The organism is Nonomuraea sp. NPDC049725 (assembly GCF_040674795.1).
Classification (GTDB): Bacteria; Actinomycetota; Actinomycetes; order Streptosporangiales; family Streptosporangiaceae; genus Nonomuraea; species Nonomuraea ceibae.
Window position 1 is genome coordinate 56,493 of record NZ_JBFANJ010000021.1, and the last position, 19,562, is coordinate 76,054.

Annotated in this window: 20 protein-coding genes; 8 read left to right on the forward strand and 12 right to left on the reverse strand. The window is 72.8% G+C overall.

Translation table 11 applies throughout. The features are described from left to right. The first annotated feature begins 15 nt into the window (after window positions 1-15). Both AB0J53_RS38635 and AB0J53_RS38640 read left to right on the forward strand, forming a co-directional pair. A complete protein-coding gene (locus tag AB0J53_RS38635; RefSeq protein ID WP_364181643.1) occupies window positions 16-2,154 on the forward strand; it encodes an elongation factor G-like protein EF-G2 in 2,139 nt (712 codons plus the stop codon). A gap of 127 nt (window positions 2,155-2,281) precedes the next feature. Then, entirely contained in the window at window positions 2,282-3,850 is a 1,569-nt protein-coding gene (locus AB0J53_RS38640; protein ID WP_364181646.1) for a family 10 glycosylhydrolase, read from the forward strand. A 9-nt stretch (window positions 3,851-3,859) separates the two neighbouring features. Here the strand turns inward: AB0J53_RS38640 and AB0J53_RS38645 are convergent, their stop codons facing one another. After that, window positions 3,860-4,390: an HIT domain-containing protein gene (locus tag AB0J53_RS38645; RefSeq protein ID WP_364181648.1), complete on the reverse strand. Its 531-nt coding sequence runs from the start codon at window positions 4,388-4,390 to the stop codon at window positions 3,860-3,862. Window positions 4,391-4,473: 83 nt separating this feature from the next. Between AB0J53_RS38645 and AB0J53_RS38650 the strand changes: the two genes are divergently transcribed. Then, window positions 4,474-4,947: an Asp23/Gls24 family envelope stress response protein gene (locus tag AB0J53_RS38650; RefSeq protein ID WP_364181651.1), complete on the forward strand. Its 474-nt coding sequence runs from the start codon at window positions 4,474-4,476 to the stop codon at window positions 4,945-4,947. Between the two features lie 25 nt (window positions 4,948-4,972). On the opposite strand, the gene AB0J53_RS38655 is transcribed toward AB0J53_RS38650, so the two are convergent. From AB0J53_RS38655 to AB0J53_RS38665, 3 genes are read right to left on the reverse strand one after another with little or no spacing between them, the layout of a single operon-like run. Beyond that, a complete protein-coding gene (locus AB0J53_RS38655) occupies window positions 4,973-5,773 on the reverse strand; it encodes an alpha/beta hydrolase (protein ID WP_364181654.1) in 801 nt (266 codons plus the stop codon). A gap of 27 nt (window positions 5,774-5,800) precedes the next feature. Beyond that, window positions 5,801-6,220: a hypothetical protein gene (locus AB0J53_RS38660; RefSeq protein WP_364181656.1), complete on the reverse strand. Its 420-nt coding sequence runs from the start codon at window positions 6,218-6,220 to the stop codon at window positions 5,801-5,803. 54 nt (window positions 6,221-6,274) lie between these two features. Next, window positions 6,275-7,261: an RNA polymerase subunit sigma-70 gene (locus tag AB0J53_RS38665; protein ID WP_364181659.1), complete on the reverse strand. Its 987-nt coding sequence runs from the start codon at window positions 7,259-7,261 to the stop codon at window positions 6,275-6,277. Between the two features lie 50 nt (window positions 7,262-7,311). Here AB0J53_RS38665 and AB0J53_RS38670 point away from each other — a divergent pair, with 50 nt between their 5' ends. After that, window positions 7,312-8,031, forward strand: a complete 720-nt coding sequence (locus AB0J53_RS38670) for a PIG-L deacetylase family protein (protein WP_364181662.1) — start codon at window positions 7,312-7,314, stop codon at window positions 8,029-8,031. A gap of 48 nt (window positions 8,032-8,079) precedes the next feature. Here the strand turns inward: AB0J53_RS38670 and thrS are convergent, their stop codons facing one another. The 3 genes from thrS to AB0J53_RS38685 are packed head-to-tail and all read right to left on the reverse strand — an operon-like array spanning window position 8,080 to window position 11,625. Next, complete coding sequence (thrS, locus tag AB0J53_RS38675; RefSeq protein ID WP_364181664.1) at window positions 8,080-10,065, reverse strand: threonine--tRNA ligase; 1,986 nt, start codon at window positions 10,063-10,065, stop codon at window positions 8,080-8,082. 21 nt (window positions 10,066-10,086) lie between these two features. After that, window positions 10,087-10,692 carry a GH25 family lysozyme gene (locus tag AB0J53_RS38680; protein WP_364181667.1) on the reverse strand — a complete coding sequence of 202 codons (606 nt, stop codon included), beginning with the start codon at window positions 10,690-10,692 and terminating at the stop codon, window positions 10,087-10,089. Between the two features lie 30 nt (window positions 10,693-10,722). Next, window positions 10,723-11,625, reverse strand: a complete 903-nt coding sequence (locus AB0J53_RS38685; RefSeq protein WP_364181670.1) for a TIGR03564 family F420-dependent LLM class oxidoreductase — start codon at window positions 11,623-11,625, stop codon at window positions 10,723-10,725. Between the two features lie 99 nt (window positions 11,626-11,724). Between AB0J53_RS38685 and pgm the strand changes: the two genes are divergently transcribed. Next, window positions 11,725-13,353 (forward strand): phosphoglucomutase (alpha-D-glucose-1,6-bisphosphate-dependent), encoded by a 1,629-nt coding sequence (gene pgm / locus AB0J53_RS38690; protein ID WP_364181673.1) that lies wholly within the window; start codon window positions 11,725-11,727, stop codon window positions 13,351-13,353. A 105-nt stretch (window positions 13,354-13,458) separates the two neighbouring features. On the opposite strand, the gene AB0J53_RS38695 is transcribed toward pgm, so the two are convergent. Continuing rightward, window positions 13,459-14,148 carry a DUF2786 domain-containing protein gene (locus tag AB0J53_RS38695; RefSeq protein WP_219502131.1) on the reverse strand — a complete coding sequence of 230 codons (690 nt, stop codon included), beginning with the start codon at window positions 14,146-14,148 and terminating at the stop codon, window positions 13,459-13,461. Between the two features lie 19 nt (window positions 14,149-14,167). Continuing rightward, on the reverse strand, window positions 14,168-15,406 hold the full coding sequence (locus tag AB0J53_RS38700; protein WP_219502130.1) for a hypothetical protein: 1,239 nt from the start codon (window positions 15,404-15,406) through the stop codon (window positions 14,168-14,170). Between the two features lie 359 nt (window positions 15,407-15,765). On the opposite strand from AB0J53_RS38700, the gene AB0J53_RS38705 reads away from it, so the two are divergent. From AB0J53_RS38705 to AB0J53_RS38715, 3 genes are read left to right on the forward strand one after another with little or no spacing between them, the layout of a single operon-like run. Continuing rightward, window positions 15,766-16,935, forward strand: coding sequence for a cytochrome P450 (locus AB0J53_RS38705; RefSeq protein ID WP_219502128.1), 1,170 nt, complete (start codon window positions 15,766-15,768; stop codon window positions 16,933-16,935). Window positions 16,936-16,953: 18 nt separating this feature from the next. Further along, window positions 16,954-17,697: an HAD family hydrolase gene (locus tag AB0J53_RS38710; RefSeq protein WP_364181678.1), complete on the forward strand. Its 744-nt coding sequence runs from the start codon at window positions 16,954-16,956 to the stop codon at window positions 17,695-17,697. Further along, window positions 17,694-17,957: a DUF4031 domain-containing protein gene (locus AB0J53_RS38715; protein ID WP_219502124.1), complete on the forward strand. Its 264-nt coding sequence runs from the start codon at window positions 17,694-17,696 to the stop codon at window positions 17,955-17,957. The genes AB0J53_RS38710 and AB0J53_RS38715 overlap by 4 nt, the downstream gene beginning before the upstream one ends. On the opposite strand, the gene AB0J53_RS38720 is transcribed toward AB0J53_RS38715, so the two are convergent. Genes AB0J53_RS38720 through AB0J53_RS38730 form a run of 3 tightly spaced genes read right to left on the reverse strand, consistent with a single transcriptional unit; the run spans window position 17,920 to window position 19,533 of the window. Next, the gene (locus tag AB0J53_RS38720) at window positions 17,920-18,552 is read right to left on the reverse strand and encodes a metal-dependent phosphohydrolase (protein ID WP_364181681.1); all 633 of its coding nucleotides are present in this window, start codon (window positions 18,550-18,552) and stop codon (window positions 17,920-17,922) included. The genes AB0J53_RS38715 and AB0J53_RS38720 overlap by 38 nt on opposite strands. A gap of 49 nt (window positions 18,553-18,601) precedes the next feature. Then, the gene (locus AB0J53_RS38725; RefSeq protein WP_364181684.1) at window positions 18,602-19,318 is read right to left on the reverse strand and encodes a hemerythrin domain-containing protein; all 717 of its coding nucleotides are present in this window, start codon (window positions 19,316-19,318) and stop codon (window positions 18,602-18,604) included. Continuing rightward, the gene (locus tag AB0J53_RS38730; protein ID WP_364181687.1) at window positions 19,315-19,533 is read right to left on the reverse strand and encodes a hypothetical protein; all 219 of its coding nucleotides are present in this window, start codon (window positions 19,531-19,533) and stop codon (window positions 19,315-19,317) included. Before AB0J53_RS38730 ends, AB0J53_RS38725 begins: the two co-directional genes overlap by 4 nt. Window positions 19,534-19,562 lie beyond the last annotated feature (29 nt).

Sequence of the window (19,562 nt, forward strand, 5' to 3'; positions counted from 1 at the left end):
GACGCGGGAGGCGAAGTGGCGGACAAGAACGCGAACGCGGCCATGGGAGCCGCGGGCAGGGCACCAGCGGCCGACAAGGCGGACGCGATACGCAATGTCGTCCTGGTCGGCCACTCCGGATCGGGCAAGACGACCCTCGTCGAGCAGCTCCTGGCCGCCACCGGCACCATCCAGCGGGCCGGCCGCGTGGAGGACGGCAACACCGTCAGCGACTTCGACGAGGTCGAGGTGCGCCAGCAGCGCTCGGTCAACCTGGCCCTGGCCCCGCTGACGCACAACGGCATCAAGATCAACCTGCTCGACACCCCCGGCTACGCCGACTTCGTCGGCGACCTGCGCGCCGGGCTGCGGGCCGCCGACGCCGCGCTGTTCGTCGTGTCGGCCTGCGACGGCGTCGACGGGCTCACCCAGATGCTGTGGGAGGAGTGCTCGCGCGTCGGCATGCCCAGGGCCGTCGTCATCACCAAGATCGACCACCAGCGGGCCGACTTCGACGAGGTGCTCGCCACCTGCCAGGACGTCTTCGGCGACGGCGTCGCCCCCCTCTACCTGCCCGTGATCACCAACGGGCGCGTCAACGGCCTGATCGGGCTGCTGACGCAGAAGTTCTACAACTACGCCACCGGCTCGCGCACCGAGAACGCCCCCGGCCCCGAGTACGAGACCCGCATCGAGGAGTACCGAGGCCCGCTGATCGAGGGCATCATCCAGGAGAGCGAGGACGAGTCGCTCATGGAGCGCTACCTGGAGGGCGACCCGATCGACACCGGCGTGCTCGTCGACGACCTGGAGAAGGCCGTCGCCCGCGGCAGCTTCTACCCCGTGCTCTGCACCGGGCTCGGCGTCGGCGCCCAGGAGCTGCTGGAGCTCATCACGCAGGGCTTCCCCTCCCCGCTCGAACACCCGATGCCCGAGATCACCACGCTCGACGGCAAGCCCGTCACCGGCATCGCCTGCGACGCCGACGGCCCCCTGGTCGCCGAGGTCGTCAAGACCACCAGCGACCCGTACGTGGGCCGCATCAGCCTGGTGCGCGTCTTCTCCGGCACGCTGCGCCCCGACATGACCGTGCACGTCTCCGGGCACGGCCTGGCCGAGCGCGGCCACGAGGACCACGACGTCGACGAGCGCATCGGCACCCTGACCTGCCCGCTCGGCAAGCAGCAGCGCCCCGCGGCCAAGGGCATGGCGGGCGACATCGTGGCCGTGGCCAAGCTGTCGCGCGCCGAGACCGGCGACACCCTGTCGGAGGTCGACCGGCCGCTGCTGATGACCTCCTGGGCGATGCCCGAGCCGCTGCTGCCGGTCGCCATCCGCGCCAGGTCCAAGGCCGACGAGGACAAGCTCGCCCAGGCCCTGGGCCGCCTGGTCGCCGAGGACCCGACGCTGCGCCTGGAGAACAACGCCGAGACCCGCCAGCTCGTGCTGTGGTGCATGGGCGAGGCGCACACCGACGTGCTGCTCGACCGCCTGGCCAGGCGGCACGGCGTCGAGGTCGAGCGGATCGAGCTGCGGGTGCCGCTGCGCGAGACGTTCGGCGGGCGCTGCCAGGCGATGGGGCGCAACGTCAAGCAGACCGGCGGCCACGGCCAGTACGCGATCTGCCACCTGGAGGTCGAGCCGCTGCCGTCCGGAGGCGGGTTCGAGTTCGTCGACAAGATCGTCGGCGGTGTGGTGCCGCGCCAGTTCATCCCGTCGGTCGAGAAGGGCGTGCGGGCCCAGATGGAGCGCGGCGTCGTGGCCGGCTACCCGATGGTGGACGTGCGCGTCACCCTGTACGACGGCAAGGCGCACTCGGTCGACTCCTCCGACATGGCCTTCCAGATCGCCGGCCAGCTCGCGCTCAAGGAGGCGGCGGCCAAGGTGCCCACGCTGCTGCTGGAGCCGGTCGACGAGCTGTCGGTGCTGGTCGCCGACGACTACGTGGGCCCGGTGATGTCGGACCTGTCGTCGCGGCGCGGCCGGGTGCTCGGCACCGAGCCCGTCGGCACCGGCCGCACCCTGGTCAAGGCCGAGGTGCCCGAGCTGGAGATCACCCGTTACGCGATCGACCTGCGCTCGATGTCGCACGGCACGGGCACCTTCCAGCGCACGTTCCTGCGCTACGAGCCGCTGCCGTCGCACCTGGCCGACAAGGTGGCGGCCGCCGACTGACCGGCGTCCCGGGAGGGCGCACGGTCCTCCCGGGAACCACCTGCCCCGGCGATAACAGAAGTGTCACGGCCCGATTTCGTTTTTCCGGTCAGAGCACGTCAGCGGGGATGCCACACTGGTGGGCACTATGCGAACCGGACGCCCCCTCCTAGCCGCAGCCGCCCTCGCAGTCGTCGCCACCGGAGCCGCCTACACCTTCGGGCCAGGCGCCGTGGCCGACCAGGGCAAGGCCAAGGCCCAGAAGAAGCCGGCCGCCGACACCGTCGTGACGGCCGCGTGCACGCCCGACGCCCGCCACCCCAAGCGCCAGCTGCGCGGCGTGTGGATCGCCACCGTGCAGAACATCGACTGGCCCTCCCGCACCGGCCTGTCCGCCGAGCGGCAGAAGGCCGAGTACGTCAAGCTGCTCGACGCCGCCGCCAAGCGCAAGTTCAACGCGGTGTTCGTGCAGGTGCGGCCCGCGTCCGACGCGCTGTACAAGTCGTCGATCGAGCCGTGGACGCGCTTCCTGACGGGCACCGCGGGCAAGGACCCGGGCTGGGACCCGCTGCCGTGGCTCATCGAGGAGTCGCACAAGCGGGGCATGGAGTTCCACGCCTGGTTCAACCCGTACCGGGCCTCCTACGACGCCGACATGTCCAAGCTGCCGGCCAACCACCCGGCCAAGCGTCACCCCGGCTGGACCGTCAAGTACGGCGACCGCCTCTACTACAACCCCGGCCTGCCGCAGGTCCGCGAGCACGTGACGAAGGTCGTCACCGACGTGGTCAAGCGCTACGACGTCGACGGGGTCCACTTCGACGACTACTTCTACCCGTACCCGGGTGAGGGCGGGACGTTCGACGACGCCGCCGCCTTTACAAAGTACGGCAAGGGCAAGAAGCTCGCCGACTGGCGGCGGCAGAACGTCAACAAGCTCATCGCCCAGGTCGACGAGGCCGTGCACGCGACCAAGCAGCACGTGAAGTTCGGCGTCAGCCCGTTCGGCATCTGGCGCAACAAGTCCGACGACCCGAGCGGATCGGCGACGGGCGGCATGTCCGCCTACGACTCGATCTTCGCCGACGCCCGCGCCTGGATCAAGGCGGGCACCGTCGACTACGTGATGCCGCAGCTCTACTGGTCGCGCGGCCACAAGACGGCCAGTTACAAGGCGCTGGCGCCGTGGTGGGCCGACGCCGTCGAGGGCAGCGGCGTGCACCTGTACATCGGCCAGGCCCTCTACCGGGTCGGCGCCCGCGACGAGGCCGCCTGGACCAAGCCCGGCGAGCTGTCGGCGCACCTGACGCTCAACCGCCGGCACGAGCAGATCAGGGGCGACGTCTACTTCAGCGCCAAGCAGCTGCTCACCAACCCGCTCGGCGCGATCGACCAGGTCGCCAAGACGCACTACCGCCGCCCGGCGCTGCTGCCCCTGATGAAGGAGCGCGGCGGCCAGGCGCCCGCCAAGCCCGCCGGGGTCAAGGCCGCGGGCACGGCCGTCACCTGGACGGCCTCGCCCGGGGCGCGCTCCTACGCCGTCTACCGGATGCCGAAGTCGGGCGACGACTGCCACACCACCGACGCCCGCAACCTGGTCGCGGTCGTCAACGGCCCGTCGTTCACCGCCCCGTCGGCCGGCACCTACCTGGTGACCTCGCTCGACCGCCTGCACAACGAGAGCAAGGCCGTCAAGGTCAAGGTCGACCCCGTCTAGCCGCGGGGATCAGACCCAGGCGTCGGCCAGCATCTGGCGGGTGTCGCGCAGCAGCTGCGGCAGCACCTTGGTCTGGGCCACGACCGGCATGAAGTTGGTGTCGCCGCCCCACCGGGGCACCACGTGCTGGTGCAGGTGGGCGGCGATGCCGGCGCCCGCCACGTGGCCCAGGTTCATGCCGACGTTGAAGCCCTGCGCGCCGCTGGCCGCGCGCAGGGCGCGCAGCGAGCGCTGGGTGAAGTCGCCGAGCTCGGTCAGCTCCGCCGGGCCGAGGTCGGCGTAGTCGGAGACGTGACGGTACGGCACGACCATGAGATGGCCGGAGTTGTACGGGTAGAGGTTGAGCACGGCGTAGACCGTCTCGCCCCTGGCGACGATCAGGCCCTCCTCGTCGCTCATCTTGGGGATCGCGTCGAAGGGGCAGCCGTCGCCGGGCCCCTCCCCCGTCGGCTTGTTCTCGCCCTTGATGTAGGCCATGCGATGCGGGGTCCACAGACGCTGGAAGTTGTCGGGCGCCCCGGCCCCTGCCTGATCGTGCATACGTAGCAGCATAGGGCCACGACTTGGCGGACAAACGAGGCGTACATCCGGCACAATCCAGACACGCCGTCTAGGAGGCAGCCATGAGCGAAGCCATCGCCGAGCACGCCGACCTTCCCGCACCCGCCGAGGCCGCCGGCCCCGTCCAGCCGCCCGCCGCCCCCGTCGTCAAGGGCCGCATCACGGTGGCGGACGAGGTGGTGGAGAAGGTGGCCGCGCTGGCGGCGCAGGAGGTGGCGGGCGTCGCCGACATGGGCGGCGACCTCGCCCGCGCCTTCGAGTCCGTACGCGACCGCGTCGGCATCGGGTCGCGGCGCGGCAACCAGGGCGTGAGCGCGGAGATCCACGACCGGCAGGTGGCGATCGACCTGACGATCGTGGTCGAGTACGGCCACGTGGTGATGGAGGTCGCCGCCGAGGTCAAGGCGAACGTGGCGCGGAGCGTGAGCCGGATGCTGGGCATGCGCGTCATGGAGGTCAACGTGACCGTGGACGACGTCCGCCTGCCGGGCGAGGGCCGCGCGGCGCAGGACCCCGCCGACGACGAGCCGTTCTGACCGCACGCCGGGAGGCCCGGCCGGCTCAGGAGGTGTCGCGGACCCGGTCGGCCAGGTCGACGACGGCGCCGATCAGCTCCGGCCCGGTCAGCAGGGCCAGGTCGTTGTGGCCGGCCCCGGCGACCTCGACGACGGTGACCGGCCCGCCCGCCGCCCCGGCGACCGCCCTGCTCTGCTCCGGCGGCACGATCGTGTCGGCGCTGCCGTACACGACCACGACCGGCGCCCGCACGCCGGCCAGGAGCCCGCTGACCGGGAAGCGGTCGCGCAGCAGCGCCCGCACCGGCAGGAACGGGTAGCTGACCTGCCCGGCCGCCGCCAGGTCGGTGAACGGCGAGCGCAGCACCATCCCGGCGGGCGGCCGGACGGTGGCCAGCCGGGTGGTCACGGCCGCCCCCAGGCTCTCCCCGAAGTAGACCACCGGCCCGTCGCCGGCGAACTCGCGCGCCGCCAGCGCGTCACGCAGCAGCCCCTCCTCGTCGGGGCTGCCCGGGTTGCCGCCGTAGCCCCGGTAGTCCATGAGCAGCACCGGCAGCCCGTGCGCGGCCAGCGCCCTGGCCAGCGGCGCCCGGTGCAGCCGGTTGCCCGCGTTGCCGCCCGCGACGAGCACGGTCACCGGGTGGTCGCCGGGCACGTGCCAGGCGCCAAGCCGCAGCCCGTCGCCGGTGGTCAGCACGACGTCGCGGGCGCCCGGAACGACCTGCCCGGCCGGCGGCACCGGGCCGCGGTCGGGCAGGTAGACCAGCTTCCGCTGGAACAGCCAGAGCAGCCCGGTGAGCAGCGCCAGCACGGCCAGGACGACGAGGGCTCCGAGGGCGACGCGCACGGGCCCAGTCCACCACAGGCCGGGGCCTCACTTCACGCGGGTCATGTCCGACTGGTAGCCGCCCCCGCCCGGGTACACCCAGGCGCCGGTGACGGTGTCGCCGTCGGCGGAGAACGTGCCCCGGTAGTAGGCGGGCGAGCCCTTCTCCAGGCCCCAGATGGTGAGCGTGTCGCCCTCCAGCTCGTAGATGTAGTCGAGGGTGTTGCCGTTGCTGTCGTAGTAGCGGGACTTGATGTCCTCGCTCGGCTTGTCGGCGCCGAACGGGCGTTCGCGGCCGATCATCTCCACGCCCTTGACCGGCTGGCCCTCCTGGACCAGGTCGACGTCCTGGACGAGGAAGAAGCCGCCGTCGAGCCAGCGGTAGGTGACGGTGCCCTCCGCGCCACCGGTCACGTGCCAGGTGCCGATGAGCCGGTCAAGGGCCTTGAGCTGCATGTCTTCAGTCATGCCCATATGACGGCACGGCGCGGGAAAAGGAATCGGTCCGGCGGGAGAAATTTCTCAGAGAGTCGCGGGCAGGCCGAAGGCGGCGAACACCTCCGGGCCGAACGTGATGATCTCGGCGATCCGCCCGTCCTCCACCCGCAGCACGTCGAGGTTGACCGCGGTGAAGACGGTCTCGCCGGGCCGCCGCACGTAGTTGGCGGCGGCGGGCTGCCGGTTCGCCGTCGCCTCCAGAGCGCGCCACTCGCCCCACGCCTCGGGACCTTCGAGGACCGGGGCCCACAGGCCGAGGATCGCGGCGCGGCCGTCGTACAGGCGGGTCGCGGGCGGCATCGTCTGGCGGGCGTCCTCGCGCAGCAGCTCGGCCAGCGCGGTGAGGTCGCCCGTCTCCGAGGCGCGCATGTAGCGGCGCAGCACCGCCCGCTCCTCGGCGCTCGGCTCGGTGGCGGGGCCCCATTCGGCGCGCCGCTCGGGCAGGTGGGTGCGCAGCGTCGCGCGGGCGCGCTGCAACGCGCTCTTGACCGCGGCCACGCTCAGCTCCAGCGCCTGCGCGGTCTCCTCGGCGGGCCAGCCGGCCACGTCCCGCAGGATGAGCACCGCCCGCTGGCGCGGCGGCAGGTGCTGGATGGCCGCCAGGTAGGCCAGCTCGATCGTCTCGCGGGCGACGGCGAGCGCGTCGGGCTCGCCCTCCCCCGGCCCGGCCAGGTCGAGCATCCGGTCCGGGTACGGCTGCAGCCACGGCACCTCGGCGGGCGTGCCGCCCATCGTGACCACGACCTCGCGGGAGCGCGCCGGGCCGGACAGCGCGTCGAGGCAGACGTTCGTGGCGATGCGGTAGAGCCACGCCCGCAGCGACGAGCGGCCCTCGAACGTGTCGCGCCTGCGCCACGCCTTCAGCAGCGCCTCCTGCACCATGTCCTCGGCGTCGGCGTAGGAGCCGAGCATGCGGTAGCAGTGCACCTGGAGCTCGTGCCGGTGGCGCTCGGCCAGCCGCGCGAACGCCGCCTGGTCACCCGCCGCGATCGCCTTGGCCGTCTCGTCCATGCTCGTGCCTCCTCCGCTCCGCGGGCCATCGTACGTTCTAGGGTGGGCTCATGGAGCAGCTGGAACCCATGCCCGGCGACTGGCGGCGCGCCCTCGCCGTGGTCGCGCACCCCGACGACCTGGAGTACGGCTGCGCGGCGGCCGTGGCGACGTGGACCGGCGAAGGCCGGGAGGTCTCCTACCTGGTGGCCACCAGGGGCGAGGCGGGCATCGACACGCTGCCCCCGGCCGAGGCCGCCCCGCTGCGCGAGCGCGAGGAGCGGGCCGGCGCCGCCGTCGTCGGCGTGACGTCCGTGGAGTTCCTCGACCACGCCGACGGGGTGATCGAGTACGGGGTCGCGCTGCGCCGCGACATCACCGCGGCCATCCGCAGGCACCGGCCCGAGCTGCTCATCACGCTCAACTTCGCCGACACCTGGGGCGGCACCGCCTGGAACACCCCCGACCACCGGGCCGTCGGCCGGGCTGCGCTCGACGCCGCCGGCGACGCGGGCAACCGGTGGATCTTCCCCGACACCGAGGCCGAGCCCTGGGACGGCGTGCGCTGGGTCGCCGTGGCCGGCGACGACGACCCCACCCACGCGGTCGACGTCACCGCGGGCCTCGAGGCGGGCGTCCGGTCGCTGGCCGAGCACCGCGCCTACATCGAGGCCCTCACCGACCAGCCGCCGCAGGACTACGCCCGCTCGCTCGTCGAGGGGTTCGCCGCCGAGACGGCCGGGCGGTTCGGTGGCCGCCCGGCGATCCCGTTCAGGCTCTTCAGCCGCTGACCGGCCGGCCGCCGGCCAGCGGCTGGTCGGCGGCCGATCAGCGGCTGGTCAGACCTGGGCGCGGCTCTCCACCGCGTTGACGATCTCGGCGATCGCCTCGTCCACCGCCACGCCGTTCTTCTGCTCCCCGCTGCGGTAGCGGAACGACACCGCGCCGTTGGCGATGTCGTCGTCGCCCGCGAGCAGCATGTACGGGACCTTCGACTTCTGCGCGTTGCGGATCTTCTTCTGCATGCGGTCGTCGGAGGCGTCGATGTCGACCCGGACGCCGCGCTCGCGCAGCTTCTTGGCCACGTCCTGAAGGTAGGGGACGTGCGCGTCGGCGATCGGGATGCCCACGACCTGGACCGGCGCCAGCCACGGGGGGAAGGCGCCCGCGTAGTGCTCGGTGAGCACGCCGAGGAAGCGCTCGACGGAGCCGAACAGCGCCCGGTGGATCATGACCGGGGTCTGGCGGCTGCCGTCGGCGGCCTGGTATTCGAGGCCGAACCGCTTGGGCTGGTTGAGGTCGAGCTGGATGGTGGACAGCTGCCAGGTGCGGCCGATGGCGTCCTTGGCCTGCACGGAGATCTTCGGCCCGTAGAAGGCGGCGCCGCCCGGGTCGTCCTTGAGCGTCAGCCCCGACTCGGTCGCCACCTGGCGCAGCGCCTCGGTGGCCTCCTCCCACTCGGCGGGGTCGCCGATGAACTTCTCGGAGTCGTCACGGGTGGACAGCTCCAGGTAGAAGTCGGACAGGCCGAAGTCGCGCAGCACGCTCAGCACGAACCGCAGCAGCGACTTGATCTCGTCGGCCATCTGCTCGCGGGTGGTGTAGATGTGCGCGTCGTCCTGCGTCATGCCGCGCACCCGGGTCAGGCCGTGGACCACGCCGGACTTCTCGTAGCGGTAGACGGAGCCGAACTCGCACAGCCGCAGCGGCAGGTCGCGGTAGGAGCGCCCGCGCGCCCGGAAGATCAGGTTGTGCATCGGGCAGTTCATCGGCTTGACCCGGTATTCGACGCCCTCCAGCTCGAAGGCCGGGAACATGTCGTCGGCATACCACGGCAGGTGGCCGGAGGTCTCGAACAGCGACGACTTGGTGATGTGCGGCGTGTTGACGAACTCGTAGCCCGCCTCGGCCTGCCGCGCCCGCATGTAGTCTTCCATCTCCTTGCGGATGATCCCGCCCTTGGGATGGAAGATCGGCAGCCCGCTGCCCAGCTCCGGCGGGAAGCTGAACAGGTCCAGCTCGGCGCCGAGCTTGCGGTGGTCGCGCTTCTCGGCCTCCTCCAGCAGCTTGAGGTATTCGTCCTGCTTGTCGCGGGACTCCCAGGCGGTGCCGTAGATGCGCTGGAGCTGCGGGTTCTTCTCGCTGCCGCGCCAGTAGGCGCCGCCGGAGCGCATGAGCTTGAAGGCCGGGATGGACCGGGTCGACGGCACGTGCGGGCCGCGGCACAGGTCCTTCCAGTGGAGCTCGCCGGTCTTGGCGTCGAGGTTGTCGTAGATGGTCAGCTGACCGGCGCCGACCTCGACGGCCTCCTCGTCGGCCGCGCCGCCCTTGAGGCCGATGAGCTCCAGCTTGTAGGGCTCGTCGGCGAGCTCCTCGCGCGCCTCGTCGTCGGTGACGGGGCGGCGGGAGAACACCTGGCCCTGCTTGACGATCTCGCGCATGCGCTTCTCGACGCGCTTGAGGTCGTCGGGCTGGAACGCCTGGTCGACGTCGAAGTCGTAGTAGAAGCCGTTGTCGACCGGCGGGCCGATGCCCAGCTTGGCCTCGGGGAACAGCTCCTGCACCGCCTGGGCCATCACGTGGGCGGTGGAGTGCCGGATGATCGCCCGGCCTTCCTCGCTGGACGCCTCGACGGGCTCGACCACGTCGCCGTCGGCCAGCGGGTGGGCCAGGTCGCGCGCCTCGCCGTTGACGCGCGCCGCGACGACGGCGCGCCCGTCGGCCTCCAGGGCCTCGCCGGCCGTCGTGCCGGCCGCGACCACACGCTCGGCTCCGGCGAGGGTGATGCGTAGCTCGGCTGACACGGTGACTCCCTGGGATAGCACGCGGATCGGTGGGATCCGATGCTATCGCGGGTCGTACCCCAGCCTGGTCAGCTCCCGGCGGGTGCCCTCGAACACGTTGCGGTCGATCGGGCTGTTGGCGTGCTGGTGGATGGTCCACTCGCGCCACGGTCTCGGCACGGCCGGCCTGCCGCGCGGCTGGTGCGGGCTGGCGATCCACAGCGGGTATTCGGCCAGGCCGGCGCAGTTGCCCGCGCCGGCGAACGACTGGAAGGTGTAGATGAACGGGCGCACCCCCGCCTGCCGCTCGACCGCCCGGCACCAGCGGCGGGCGTAGCGGGCGACCTCGTCCGGCTTGAGCCCGTCGCCCGTCTCCAGGTCGAGCGCGAGCAGGTCGCCGCGGCGCAGCCCGCCCGCCTGGCGGATCGTGCCCAGGAAGTGGCGCGCGTGCTGCTCCGGGTCGCCCTTGGGCCGGCCGAAGTGGTAGGCGCCGCAGACGATCCAGTTCTCCCGCATGCCGTCCCAGTTGCGGGCGAACCACCGGTCCGTCCAGTCTCCTCCCTCGGTGGCCTTGGCGAAGGCGAACGCCACTCCGGACCGGGCGTGGTCAGCCCAGTCGACGGAACCCTGCCAGTTGGACACGTCGATGCCATGCAGCAAGCGCTTCACCTTTGCGGAGTCTAGGCAGGCGCCCGCCGCTCACCCACGGGACGCGCCGAGGAGCACCTGCCGGGCGCGCTCGCGGTCGCCGTAGACGGAGGCCACGAAATCGGTCACCCCGGCCGCGGCGAGGCCCTCGATCTGCTCCCGGACGGAGTCCTCGTCGCCGATGACCGCCACGTCGCCGGGTCCCTCGGCGCCCTCGCGGTCCAGCATGGCCCGGTAGGAGGGCAGCTTGCCGTACATCGCGAAGATCTCGTCGGCGCGCGCCCGCGCGGCGGGGGCGTCGTCGGTGACGCAGACCGGCAGCGTGCAGACGATGCGCGGCCGCTCGCGGCCGGCCTCCTCCGCGGCGGCGTTGATCGTGGGGGCGATGTGGCCGGCGACGGTCTTCGGGCCGGTCATCCAGAGCACGGTGCCGTCGGCGACGGTGCCGGCGAGCCTGAGCATGCGCGGGCCGAGCGCCGCCACGAGCACCGGCAGGCCCGCGCCGGGCGTGCCCAGGCGCACGTTCGCGCGGAGCGTCTCGCCGCCGTAGGAGACCTGCTCGCCGCGGGTGGCGGGCAGCAGGATCTCCAGGTACTCCTTCATGTGCCGGGCCGGGCGGTCGTAGCTGTAGCCGAACACGTCCTCGATGACCACCTTGTGCGACAGCCCGATGCCGAGCGCCAGCCGCCCGCCGAGCGCCGCGTTGACGGTCATGGCCTGCTGCGCGAGCACCACCGGGTGGCGCGGGTAGGTCGGCACCACGCCGGTGCCGAGCTCGATCCGGCCGCCCGCCCGGCTGCCGGCGACGGCCAGCGCGGTGAGCGCGTCGAGGCCGAAGATGTTCGACATCCAGGCCGAGTCGAACCCGTCGCTCTCCGCCTGGGCGATCCGCTCGCTCAGCTCGGCGAACGGGTCGTCCCCCTGGGGCTCGTTGATCAGAAGTCCGAATCGCATCGCTACAGAACTCCATTCTGGTGGCCGCAGGCGCGAGTCTAACCCGATCACCCAGGGTGTTGGCGGAGCCGTGCGGGCGGCGATTTGTAAAGTGGCCCCATGACCCACGAACGCGCGGGGAAGCCCGCTCAGCCCGCCGACCTGGTCGACGTCGCCAGGCTGGTGACCGCCTATTACACGCTGAAGCCGGATCCCGGCGAGGTCGCGCAGCGGGTGGCGTTCGGCACCTCGGGGCATCGCGGGTCGTCGCTGAAGACGGCCTTCAACGAGGACCACATCCTCGCCACCACCCAGGCCATCTGCGAATACCGGCAGGCGCAGGGCACCGACGGGCCGCTCTACCTGGGCATCGACACGCACGCACTGTCGGAGCCCGCCCGCGTGTCGGCGCTGGAGGTGCTCGCCGCCAACGGGGTGCGGGTGCTGATCGACTCGCGCGACGGCTACACGCCCACGCCCGCCGTGTCGCACGCCATCCTCACCCACAACCGCGGCCGCACCACCGGCCTCGCCGACGGCGTCGTGATCACGCCGTCGCACAACCCGCCCTCCGACGGCGGCTTCAAGTACAACCCGCCGCACGGCGGCCCCGCCGACTCCGACGCCACCTCCTGGATCCAGGACCGGGCCAACCGCCTGCTGGCCGCCGGGCTCAAGAACGTCCCCCGGGTCAGCTACACCAAGGCGCTCGCCGAGGCCGGACGGCACGACTTCCTCGGCGCCTACGTCGACGACCTGCCCTCCGTCATCGACCTCGACGCCATCCGCGCCTCCGGCGTGCGCATCGGCGCCGACCCGCTCGGCGGCGCCGCCGTGGCCTACTGGGGGGAGATCGCCGAACGGCACCGGCTCGACCTCACCGTGGTCAACCCGCTCGTCGACCCCACCTGGCGCTTCATGACGCTCGACTGGGACGGCAAGATCCGCATGGACTGCTCCTCGCCGTACGCGATGGCGTCCCTCATCGCCGGGCGCGACGCGTACGACATCTCCACCGGCAACGACGCCGACTCCGACCGGCACGGGATCGTCACGCCCGACGGGCTGATGAACCCCAACCACTACCTCGCCGTCGCCATCTCCTACCTGTACGGGCACCGCGACGGCTGGCCCGGCGACGCCGGCGTCGGCAAGACGATGGTGAGCAGCGGCATCATCGACCGCGTCGCCGCGTCGCTCGGCAGGCGGCTGTACGAGGTGCCGGTGGGGTTCAAGTGGTTCGTGCCGGGGCTGCTCGACGGGTCGCTCGGGTTCGGCGGCGAGGAGAGCGCCGGGGCGTCGTTCCTGCGCCGCGACGGGTCGCCGTGGACCACGGACAAGGACGGGATCATCCTGGCGCTGCTCGCCTCGGAGATCCGCGCGGTCACCGGCAGGTCGCCGAGCGAGCACTACCGCGACCTCACCGCCGCCTACGGCGAGCCCGCCTACGCGCGGGTGGACGCGCCCGCCACCCGGGAGGAGAAGGCAGTGCTCGGCAAGCTGTCCGCCGACCAGGTGACGGCCTCCACCCTGGCCGGCGAGTCCATCACCGACGTGCAGACGGCCGCGCCGGGCAACGGGGCGAGCCTCGGCGGGGTGAAGGTGTCCACGGCCAGCGCCTGGTTCGCGGCCCGGCCGTCGGGGACCGAGGACGTGTACAAGATCTACGCCGAGTCCTTCAAGGGGCCCGACCACCTCGCCCAGGTCCAGGAGGAGGCCCGCTCCCTGGTCTCCGCCGCCCTGAACTGACCCACCCACCCCCGGCCCCAGACACGCGCCCCACCAGGAGACGGCCACCCCACGGAGGTCACGGGCCTACGGGAGGGGGTGGTCAGTGGCCGGGGAGGGCGGGGGTCACGGGAGTTGGCGGGTCGGTGGGGTGGGGACGCCGGTGCGGCTGAGGTCGGCGCGGCGGCCGGCGGCGACGCCGTCGCGGTAGCCGGTGCCGCTGGTGCGGGGGACGCTGAGGCGGACGCGCGGGTAGACGGCGGAGACGGCGCGGTCGACCTCGGCGCGGCGGTCGGCGAGGACCAGGGCGGTGCCGGCGACGGGCGACTCGTCCTCGGCGCGCCGTTCGGCCTCGCTCAGCAGCCGGTAGACCTCGTCGGTGAAGCCGAGCAGCCAGGAGCGGCGGTAGGCGCGGACGGCGTCGACCCCGTCGGGCAGCCGGACGCGGGCCAGCCCGGAGGCCATCTGGAGCAGCAGCGACGTGGCGAGCAGTTCGGCACGTTCCAGGTCGGCGGCGAAGCCGAAGACGTGCACCCGGTGCCCGCCGTCGCCGCGCCCGATGAGCAGCGGCCGGCAGCGCAGCGCCTGCGCGACGAGGCTGACGAGCCGGGCCTTCTCCCTGGCCCACGGCCCGGGCAGGGTGACGATGCGGTCGCCGGGCCGCCGGCGGGGCTGTTCGGGGTCGAGCGCGTCGATGCCGTACTTGGCCATGAGCGCCGTGGCCGCCGCCATGAACGTGGCCCGCTCGTGCTCGTTGTCCGTGCGCTCGGCCTTGGCCAGCAGTTTCCTGACCCGTTCGAGCGTCCGCTCGCGCACCCTGGCGCCCCCGTTCCGTTCAGGACTTGGTCAGCACCCGCCCGTCGTCGGCGATGGCGGGGAAGGCGCCGGTGTCGACGATGCCGTGCTGGTGGAACAGCGCCTCGATGAGGGCGTGGGCCCGCGGCTCCAGCTTCCACAGGGCACGATACTCGCGCGCGGTGGCGAGCGAGATGCCGATCTCCTGGGCGATGTCGACGGTGCGCGGGACGATGCCCTTGGCGATCTGCCGGTCCCAGTAGGCGCGGGCGGCCCGCATGAGCGCGGCCCGCTGGGCGGTGTCGACGACCTGGGGGGTGGCGTCGAGCACGTCGACGTCCTCGTCCTCCTCGTCGACGAGTTCGGCCAGGGCCGGGGGGAGTGCGGGGCGGGCGGGCACGGGCTGGTGGTCGGGGTCGGGCTCCCAGGGCACGCGGGGGGCGGCGTCGATGAGCGCGGAGGTGTTGTAGAGGGCGGCGATCTGGGCGAGCAGGGCTTCCTGGCGGGCCTGGTCGACGGCGAGGCCGGTGTGCTCGACGGCCTGGTCCATGGCCTTGTCGAGCTTGGCGAGGGCGGCGCGCATCTTGCGTTCGGAGCCGCCTGACTCGCGCAGCGCCTTGGCGCGCTTGGCGGCCAGGGCGACGCGGGTGAGCCTGCGGTGCGCGTCGACCTCGCTGGCGGTGCGGTCGCTGACCTCGGCCAGGCCGAGGCGGACGAGGAGCCGTTCGGGGGTGAGCCGCCAGTTGATGCGCCCGGTGCCGCGGATGCGGTGGCGTTCGATGGCCATGCCGCGCTCCCACAGCCAGGCGGCGACGAGCGGGGCGGCGAGCCGGAAGATCGCTTCGGGGAGGCTGCGCGCGTCCATGCTGGACAGCACGGCGGTCAGGCAGGTCAGCGCCCACACGGCGATGCCGTCGATGCCGGCGGAGTAGTTCTCGCGCATGTTGCGCCGGGCGCGTACGGCGGAGGTGATGATGGCGACTTCGATGAAGGCGAACAGCAGCAGCCGCAGCGGCCCGTCGAGGCCGAGGACGTCGCCGGAGAAGCGCCACATGCCCTGGGCCGAGACGCCGGTGGCGATGGACGCGGCGACGATGGTCAGCAGGTCCTCGATGGGGCGGGGGGCGACGTAGCGGGCGACGAGCCAGGCGGTGGCGCGCCAGACGACGCGCAGGACCAGGAAGGCCAGCCCCAGCCCGGCCAGCGTGAGAACGGCGATGACGGCGGTCGCGAGCGGCTTCTCTGTGATGAAGGCCGCTATTTCCTCGAATGTGGGCATCAGTCACTATCCGTGAGGCTCAGTCTCGGGCTCCAAACGACGAGATCATCGCAGAATGTCGCCATCTTGTACGCCAAACGCCGCCTGCCGCCCCGGTTTGCCCGTCTTTCCCCGTACGCCCCAGGAGCAGCACAAGAAGCGGGGTTCGTACCGGACAGCTACCTTCCGTGCCGTCGCGGGAGGCGGGGACCGCCGGACGAGGTGACCAGGACACTTGCGGCCGGCGGGGCGGAATCTCATCATCAGGTGAGATGAAATCTCGTCCTTTCGGAGGGCACCAGCCACCCGTCACGGATGGGACCATCTATCGAGGGATTTATCCCAACATGGTGTGATGTATCCCAGCAGGACGGATTTCGATGTCAGACTCAGAGTTCCCGCTCGTCCAGTTCATGCGCGACGGGTTCGACCCGGCGGCCGAACTCGCCCGCATCCGGACCGAGCACCCGGTCTTCCCGATGGAGATCCCGGGCGGCCAGACGGTCTACCTGGTGACGCGGTGGGACGACGTGCGTGGCGTCCTCGGCGACCACGAGCGCTTCAGCAACGACTTCGCCGGCGTCATCGGCCTGGGCTCCAACCAGGAGGACCCGGGCGGCCTCGGCTTCCGCGACCCGCCCGAGCACACGCGGCTGCGCAAGTACCTGACGCCCGAGTTCACCATGCGGCGGCTGCGCAGGCTGGAGCCGCGGATCGAGGCGATGGTCGAGGAGCACCTGGACCGGATGGCGGCCAAGGGCTCGCCGGTGGACCTGATGGAGGAGTTCGCGCTCCCCATCCCGTCGCTCGTCGTGTGCGAGCTGCTCGGCGTCCCGTACGAGGAGCGCGCCGACTTCGTCAAGCTCAGCACGGACCGGTTCGACTTCACCGCCGGGCCCGAGGCGTCGCTGCAGGCGATCAACGACGCGATGACGTACCTGGTCGACCTGGTCGCCCGTGAGCGGCAGAACCCCGGCGAGGGCCTGCTCGGCCAGCTGCTGCGCGAGCACGGCGACGAGCTCGACGACCGGACGCTCGCCAGCATGGCCGACGGCCTGCTGACCGGCGGCCACGACACGAGCACCAGCATGCTCGCGCTCGGCACCCTGTGGCTGCTGGAGAACCCCGAGCAGGCCGCCAAGGTGCGCGAGGTCGACGGCTACGTCAACGACGTCGTCGAGGAGCTGCTGCGCTACATGACGGTCGTGCAGGTGGCCTTCCCGCGCTTCGCCCGCGACGACCTGGAGCTGCACGGGCACCAGATCAAGAAGGGCGAGATGGTGCTGTGCTCGCTCGCCGCGGCCAACCGCGACCCGAACCTCGGCGACGACATGGACGAGGTGAAGCCGGGCCGCCCGACCGCGGGCTCGCACCTGGCGTTCGGGCACGGCATCCACCGCTGCATCGGCGCGCCGCTGGCCCAGATGGAGATGCGCATCGCCTTCCCGGCGCTGCTGCGCCGCTTCCCCGGGCTGCACGTGGCCGGGGAGATCCCGTGGCGCAAGCTGGCCATCGTCTACGGCGTGGAGAAGCTACCCGTCGCCTGGTAGAGGGGTTACGTTCGCGGTGTGAGCGATCCTGTCATCGACCTGACGGCGATCGGCGCCGTCGTGTTCGACACCGACGGCGTGGTCACCGACACCGCCCGGGGGCACGCGGCCGCCTGGAAGCACGTCTTCGACGCGTTCCTGCGCGGCCGCTGCGAGCCGTTCGACATCCGCGGCGACTACCTGCGCCACGTCGACGGGCGTCCGCGCCTCGACGGGGTGCGCACGTTCCTGGCCTCGCGCGGCATCACGCTGCCCGAGGGCGCGGCCGACGACCCGCCGGGCGCGCCGACCGTGCACGGGCTCGGCCTGGCCAAGGACCAGCTGTTCCTCGCCGAGGTGGACAAGTACGGCGTCGCCGCGTTCCCCGCCGCCGTGGCGCTGCTGCACGAGCTGCGCCGGCGCGGGGCCCGTACCGCCGGGGTGTCGGCCAGCCTGCACGGGCGCAGGCTGGTCGGGGCGGCGGGCGTGACGCACCTGTTCGACGTGCTGGTCGACGGGAGCGACGCGGCGCTGATGAACCTGCCGGGCAAGCCCGACCCGGCGCTGTTCCTGGAGGCGGTGCGCCGGCTGGCGCTGCCCGCGGTGCGGGCGGCGGTGGTGGAGGCGGCGCTGCCGGGGATCGAGGCGGCCCGCAGGGGCGGGTTCGGGCTGGTGGTGGCGGTAGACCGCGACGACTCCGGCCTCGCGCGGGACGTGGACGCGGTGGTGGCCGATCTCGGGGAGCTCACCGTGCGCGGGCGGGTTCTACCCTTGACGTCGTGACGGTGCTCATCGACCCGCCCAACTTCCCCGGGCCGCGCGGCCTGCTCTGGTCCCACCTGGTCAGCGACAGCTCGCTGGACGAGCTGCACGCCTTCGCGGTGCGGCTCGGCGTGCCCGGGCGCGCGTTCGACCGCGACCACTACGACGTGCCGGAGACGGCGCACGCGCACGCGGTGTCGCTCGGCGCGCATCCGGTCAGCTCGCGCGAGCTGCTGCACCGTCTCATCGCCTCGGGGCTGCGCCGCCGTAAGCCCCGCTGAGCTCGGCGAGCTCGCGCGCCATCGCGGCCCGCGCCCGCTCCTCCCACAGCTCCCGCGCGGCGGGCGTGCGATAGAGCTCCGGTACGGCCAGCAGCCGGCGCAGCACCTGGGCCCGGCCCCGCCTGAAGAGGTCGTCGGGCACATGCGCGTACTCCTGGCGGATCGCCCGCGCGTAGGCGGCGTAGCCGTCGCCGCCGAGGACGGCCAGGTCGGCGTCGCACAGCACCGCGCCGTCGCGGTCGCCGGCGGTGACGGCGTCGTGCGCGGCGGTCAGCCGGACCAGCCTGGCGACCTCGGCCACCCGCGACGGCGGCACGCCGCAGCGCGGCAGCCTGGCCTGGGCGAGCTGGGCGCTGCGCTCCTCGTCCCAGCCGGGCCGCCCGTCGTAGACGGCGTCGTGGAACCAGGCGGCCAGCCGCACCGCCACGGGGTCGGCGGCGGAGCCCTCCAGCAGGCCGACGGCGGACAGCACCGCGCGCAGGTGGGCCAGGTCGTGGTAGCGCCGGTGCGGCTCGCTCCAGCGGGCCACCAGCTCCGCCCCCACGGCGAGCGCCGCCCGCGACTCCCCCGCCACCCCGGCCCACGCCTTCAGCACGCCTCCACCCTAGAACCCCGCGGCGGGCCGCGGCTGACCCCGCCCCGCCTCAGCGCCGCCGCACCCGGACGCGCCACTCGCCGGGCCCCTCGCTCAGGTACGTGAAGCCGTAGTCGCCGTCGGCCAGCTGCCAGCACAGCAGGTTGAGGTCATGACCGGAGCGCAGCTCGACCGCCTCGTCGCGGCCGAGCCTGCGCAGCCGGTCGCGTACGGCGTCGGCAGCCGCGGCCTGGGGCAGCGCGTCCAGGTCGATCACCGGCCCCTCGGTGAGCGGGAACCAGCGGTGCGGCTGCGCGCCGAGCGCGGCGGTCGCGGCGGCCGGTCGGCCGAGCGCGGCCAGGACGCGTTCCTCGGTGGCGAAGTGGCGTCCGAGCTGGGTGAGCAGGTCGCGGGTGAGGGTCGCGAGCCGCGCCGGCGGGCAGGAGTCGGAGGCCGCCCGGGTGATCGCGTCGACGGCGGCGCGCAGCCGGGCGTGGTCGCGGGTCAGCCGTGACAGCGCGGGCGCGGCGCCGTAGGCGGGGAACAGCAGCCACTCCTCGTCCCTGATCTGCCGGATCACCTCGGCGCGCAGGTAGGCGGTCAGGGCGCGGGCCTCCCGCTCCGGGGAGCCGCCCCGGGCCGCCGCCGCGAGCAGGGCCCGGGCGCGGGCGGTGACCTGGGCCAGGAGTTGGGCGTGCTCGCCGGTGAGGGTGTGCGGGGTCTCGCCGTCCCTGGGGCGCGCGGCCGAGGTCCTGGCGTGCCGCCTCAGCTCCGCGGGCCGGCTCATCGGGCGACGCTCCGCTCGGTGGGGAGCCGCTGGCCCGGCACGCTGTCCGGGGTCAGCTCAGGCCGAGCCGGGAGGGCGGGCGGCTCCTCCGGCGCCGCCTCCGGGGCTTGTTCGGGCGGCGTGGCCCGTTCATGCTTGACGACCCGCACGCCGAGGCCGAGCCCCAGGGCGGCCAGCGCCAGGACCGTGCCCAGCACGGCGACGATGGCGATCATTTGTTCCTCCGATATCCGCCCCGTGCGGC

Bases quoted from the DNA above. Each gene is read 5' to 3' on its own strand.
- AB0J53_RS38640 (WP_364181646.1), top strand. From the start codon at position 2,282: ATGCGAACCGGACGCCCCCTCCTAGCCGCAGCCGCCCTCGCAGTCGTC.
- AB0J53_RS38645 (WP_364181648.1), bottom strand. From the start codon at position 4,390: ATGCACGATCAGGCAGGGGCCGGGGCGCCCGACAACTTCCAGCGTCTG.
- AB0J53_RS38650 (WP_364181651.1), top strand. From the start codon at position 4,474: ATGAGCGAAGCCATCGCCGAGCACGCCGACCTTCCCGCACCCGCCGAG.
- AB0J53_RS38660 (WP_364181656.1), bottom strand. From the start codon at position 6,220: ATGACTGAAGACATGCAGCTCAAGGCCCTTGACCGGCTCATCGGCACC.
- AB0J53_RS38665 (WP_364181659.1), bottom strand. From the start codon at position 7,261: ATGGACGAGACGGCCAAGGCGATCGCGGCGGGTGACCAGGCGGCGTTC.
- AB0J53_RS38670 (WP_364181662.1), top strand. From the start codon at position 7,312: ATGGAGCAGCTGGAACCCATGCCCGGCGACTGGCGGCGCGCCCTCGCC.
- AB0J53_RS38685 (WP_364181670.1), bottom strand. From the start codon at position 11,625: ATGCGATTCGGACTTCTGATCAACGAGCCCCAGGGGGACGACCCGTTC.
- pgm (WP_364181673.1), top strand. From the start codon at position 11,725: ATGACCCACGAACGCGCGGGGAAGCCCGCTCAGCCCGCCGACCTGGTC.
- AB0J53_RS38700 (WP_219502130.1), bottom strand. From the start codon at position 15,406: ATGCCCACATTCGAGGAAATAGCGGCCTTCATCACAGAGAAGCCGCTC.
- AB0J53_RS38705 (WP_219502128.1), top strand. From the start codon at position 15,766: ATGTCAGACTCAGAGTTCCCGCTCGTCCAGTTCATGCGCGACGGGTTC.
- AB0J53_RS38725 (WP_364181684.1), bottom strand. From the start codon at position 19,318: ATGAGCCGGCCCGCGGAGCTGAGGCGGCACGCCAGGACCTCGGCCGCG.
- AB0J53_RS38730 (WP_364181687.1), bottom strand. From the start codon at position 19,533: ATGATCGCCATCGTCGCCGTGCTGGGCACGGTCCTGGCGCTGGCCGCC.